Annotated in this window: 2 protein-coding genes; both read right to left on the bottom strand. The window is 37.1% G+C overall.

Going from position 1 to position 1,127, the window contains the following annotated elements; genetic code table 11:
* Positions 1-7 precede the first annotated feature (7 nt).
* Positions 8-391 carry a hypothetical protein gene (locus GQ593_RS13325; protein WP_065636052.1) on the bottom strand — a complete coding sequence of 128 codons (384 nt, stop codon included), beginning with the start codon at positions 389-391 and terminating at the stop codon, positions 8-10.
* Positions 392-393: 2 nt separating this feature from the next.
* On the bottom strand, positions 394-1,127 hold a 734-nt coding region (locus GQ593_RS13730), incomplete at its 5' end, for an RHS repeat-associated core domain-containing protein (protein WP_202115514.1).

Here is a 1,127-nt window from a genome sequence, read left to right as displayed (position 1 = left end):
AAAATGATTAAAGATCGATAAATGGGAATGTTTCCCTGAACAATTTTTCGATTTCTGGGTGTTTTTTTAAGGCTTCTAATGCTTGCTCTTCATTAAAAGATACATCATCTTTGCGTAACTTTCGACCTCTCCTTACTCTTATACCATAAACAGCCATTCTTTGCGCTTTCGTGCATCTCCAGCAAGGATAAAATCCGATCAAGCGTTCTAACTCAGTAATTATTCCTTTAAAATCAATTAAATCAAAAATATAATCGGGTAAATCGCTTACTTCATTTTCGCCAATGACCTTTTCAGCCCAACGATTGACCTCATCCATATTGATAACACCACATAGTAAACAATAATATACAAAACCAATAGTCCGATCATTTCTTACTAATCCTAACATATTTATTTCCCCTTAGATAATGCTTCGCCACCTATATGGCCTGTTTCTAAATGATCTTTTGATGGAACCAGTTGCATTCTAGCGCGATGTTGATGATGATGCCAAGTATAACCAGGTATTTTAGGTTTACCGGCATTAATTGCGTTTAACTGCTCTGGTGTAAATATCCCGGGGTTTATTTCTCCCCTTTGGATAGCCCTTCTTAAATCTTCAGTGGCCATTTTCATTTGTCCTCGATAACTTTTATTGTAAAATTCAGCACTTGGTAACACAGTATCATATTTTGCAACATCATCAAAAATAACTAACCCTCTATTGTCAAACACCTTTCCGGATTCAGGATGTCGCTGGCCTTTTAATTTAACATTTTTATTATTTGGCAATGGCACGGTGTTAGAAACCACATTACCGGGTCCATATAGTTCTTCTAACTGCTTGCGCACAAGATGGGGGTCATAAGGCCCATAACTCCCTAAACCTGCAAGTAATCCGAGCGGGTCAATCCAGATAATCGGATTAAAACAATATTGATAGCTATTTAAACCACCATAAAGTTTAGCTGGATCTTGCGTAATAAATCGACCCAGATTAGGAGCGTAATAGCGATTAATATTATAATGTAAACCTGTCTCCTCATCAAAATATTGTCCTTGAAATCTGAGGGGATTGATGGGTTTAATATTATTTTCAGCTTGTGGCCAGTGTTCATAGGTGATTTCGCCATAGGCGCTGTATT

This window comes from Gilliamella sp. Pas-s25 (assembly GCF_009795885.1).
Taxonomy (GTDB): domain Bacteria; phylum Pseudomonadota; class Gammaproteobacteria; order Enterobacterales; family Orbaceae; genus Gilliamella.
The sequence above is the reverse complement of the archived record's forward strand: the minus strand, read 5'-3'. Positions and strand labels throughout refer to the sequence as shown.